The following is a 2937-nucleotide window of genomic DNA, read 5'->3' as shown; positions in this document are numbered from 1 at the left end:
CCCTGCATTTACCTTACTCTTCTTCTCTGCCACTCATTTACCATTTATAAGATTAACTCCAAGTGGATTATATGATGTTAAAAATAAAGAGGTTTTGGTGTTTCCAACAAAAAGGTAAAATTATCAAATTCAATAGTACTATTAATAACCCCTCCTAATTGAAGAGGTTTTGTAAATATTGTTCTTAAAAAGAAGTGCTTTATACTATGCCAGCTTGTATCAAATATAAAAGGACGTGTTTAAAAAAGGGTTCTGCTGAGGCCCTTTTTCTTTTTGTGCAAATGTGGCAGGCCAGTTGAACAAGCTATCTTTATTGTAAAACGGATTGATAAATTTAAAAGCAGGATATATTCATATATCAAGGGAAATTATTATAAATATATTTATATTAAGAAATACGTGATCTTGAAGTATAGGAAGGATGATGTTATTGCACTAAAGGAACAGGTCAGTTTGGGAAGGAAAACGTTTATTTATAGAGAAAATAGTAGATTATTAAAATGCTATAAGGTGAATCTGTTAGCTTATTAAACAAGGAGAAATGAAACTGTTACAATGAGGTGAATATATTGAAAACTTATCGATTACCCATTTTCATTTTACTTATGAGCCTTATATACATATTTGTCATTCCCAGCAAACCAGAATCAATCAAAATGCTATTTAAATTAATCCCAATGTGGCTAATTCTTTTCTATGCTTATAAACAAATACCTAATAAAAAGTCACGCCCTCATTGGATTATATGGTGCGGATTATTTATCTGTATGCTAGGTGATGGGCTAATTAGATGGTTCGTTATCGGATTAGCAGCCTTCCTAATTGGTCATCTGTTTTATATTGCAGGGTTTACCCGTTATTGGCGTTTTACCAAGCTTTCACTTCTTATGATTCTACCTATTGTATTATATGGCTTTGTTATGGGATATCACGTAATCGCTGCGTTGCTTCAGAATCAACTTGATACCCTAGTAGTTCCCGTACTTATTTATATTGTGATTATATCCCTAATGAGTTGGACTGGATTTTTGTCACATAATAGATGGGCAATAATAGGGAGTATTTTATTTGTTCTCTCAGACTCAATTCTGTCATGGAATATGTTTGTTTCAGAGATTCCCCATTCTGATATCCTGATTATGACAACCTATTATACAGCGCAATTTTTAATTGCCTACAGCTTGCGCTTCTTTCCTAGTTTTGGTTTTTATTCTTCGGGTAAAAAATAGGTGCAGGATTTATTGTCCCGCCTTTTATGTTTTATGCTACAATTACGGATGCGATTCTTCTATAACGAGGAGTCGCTTTTTCCTTATTCAAGTAACGGGGAAGTTTAGTGGAGGAGATCAGATTAATCTTTGTTCAGAAATCGGGTCAGAATAGTTACATATAAATTCAATAAAACAGATAATTTAACTTTATTAAAAAGTGAAAGGTACAGAGAAAGGTTTCTTTGATATATTTTTATAGTGGATTTATAATTACATTTAATTAAGTATATTTTAATTAAAAATAAAATGTTGGAGGTTATACACTATGGAAAGACTTTCAGGGAAAGTTGCAGTAATTACAGGTGGAGCAGGCGGCATCGGTAAAGTAACAGCGAAACGTTTCTTAGAAGAAGGAGCAAAAGTAGTTTTAGTTGATTTATTCCAGGAATCTCTGGACAAAACAAAAGAAGAATTAGATACATATGGCGAAGTAATAGTCGTTCAAGCTGACGTATCAAAAGAAGAAGATGTTCAACATTATGTACAGAAAACGGTTGACCATTTCGGGAAAATTGATTTGTTCTTTAACAATGCTGGAATTGAAGGGAAAGTAGCCCCAATTACAGAACAAAAAGTAGAAGACTTAGATAAAGTCCTTTCAGTTAATGTTCGTGGAGTTTTCTTAGGCTTGAAACATGTTTTAGCTGTAATGAAGGAACAAGGACATGGTAGTGTTATTAATACTTCTTCTGTAGCTGGATTGCATGGTAGTCCAAACGTAACACCTTATATTGCTTCTAAACATGCGGTAGTAGGCTTAACAAAAGCATGTGCAGTAGAGGTGGCTCCGTATCATGTTCGTGTAAATTCCATTCATCCGTCACCTGTAAATACCAGAATGATGCGTTCCTTGGAAGAAGGCTTTGCACCTGGAAATGCTGAAGCAGTAAAAGCAGATTTAGCAAAAGCCATTCCGTTAGGTCGCTATGGAGAATCAGAAGACATTTCAAATCTGGTTTTATTCCTTGCTTCTGACGAAAGTGCCTTTATCACAGGAGTTCAGTATAGAGTTGACGGTGGTATGGGAGCGTTATAAGTTTACACTTAACATAATCTGTGATGGCAGCGAAACTTAAGAGGAGTTTATCTGAATAAAAAAATATAAATAAACCCATTACTCATATTTTAGTTATTCCATAAGTGCGCTGTTCTATAATAAAAGAAGGCGTCTTTTTGTAATGAGTCATTTTCAAAAAAAATACATTAATTCTGATTGTGAGGAATTGTAATTATACATATGCGTTCAAAAGTTTAAGACTGGGATTGCTGCGGCGATCTTTTTCTTATTGTACTAGCGGTCAGGTTCGTGAAAAAGGAGTTATTGTGATTGAAGTAGAATATAAATGTGTGATTGTCTCTAAGATTTTTAGCTTAAAGGTGGAGAAATGAATGAAATTACTGATTGAAAGGGTTGATTCTGATAGAAAAGAAGTATTAAAAAACTTACTAACATTATTTTTACACGACCTATCTGAATTTAATCCTTCACTTGATTTGAATCCTGAAAACGGTTTGTTTGAATTTGATGTATTAGATTGGTTTTTTGAAAAAGAGGGACTTACACCGTTCTTTCTTTTGTTAGATAAGAAACCAATAGGATTTATTTTACTGCAAAGTGGACCATTTACTAATCCAGAGCGTGCCGATTATATTATTAATTCCTTCT

The 2937-nt window shown here is 33.5% G+C and carries 2 protein-coding genes and 1 pseudogene; all 3 read left to right on the top strand.

What is annotated here, in order from left to right:
- Window positions 1-560: 560 nt before the first annotated feature.
- Window positions 561-1229 (top strand): lysoplasmalogenase, encoded by a 669-nt coding sequence (locus V7161_RS28585; protein WP_335716177.1) that lies wholly within the window; start codon window positions 561-563, stop codon window positions 1227-1229.
- Window positions 1230-1536: 307 nt separating this feature from the next.
- Entirely contained in the window at window positions 1537-2307 is a 771-nt protein-coding gene (locus V7161_RS28580) for an SDR family NAD(P)-dependent oxidoreductase (protein ID WP_335716176.1), read from the top strand.
- A gap of 353 nt (window positions 2308-2660) precedes the next feature.
- A pseudogene (locus V7161_RS28575) lies at window positions 2661-2937 on the top strand (GNAT family N-acetyltransferase); the annotation flags it as partial.

It is taken from the genome of Neobacillus drentensis (assembly GCF_036965425.1).
Lineage (GTDB): Bacteria > Bacillota > Bacilli > Bacillales > Cytobacillaceae > Neobacillus > Neobacillus drentensis_F.
This window is presented reverse-complemented; position numbering and strand designations above follow the sequence as displayed.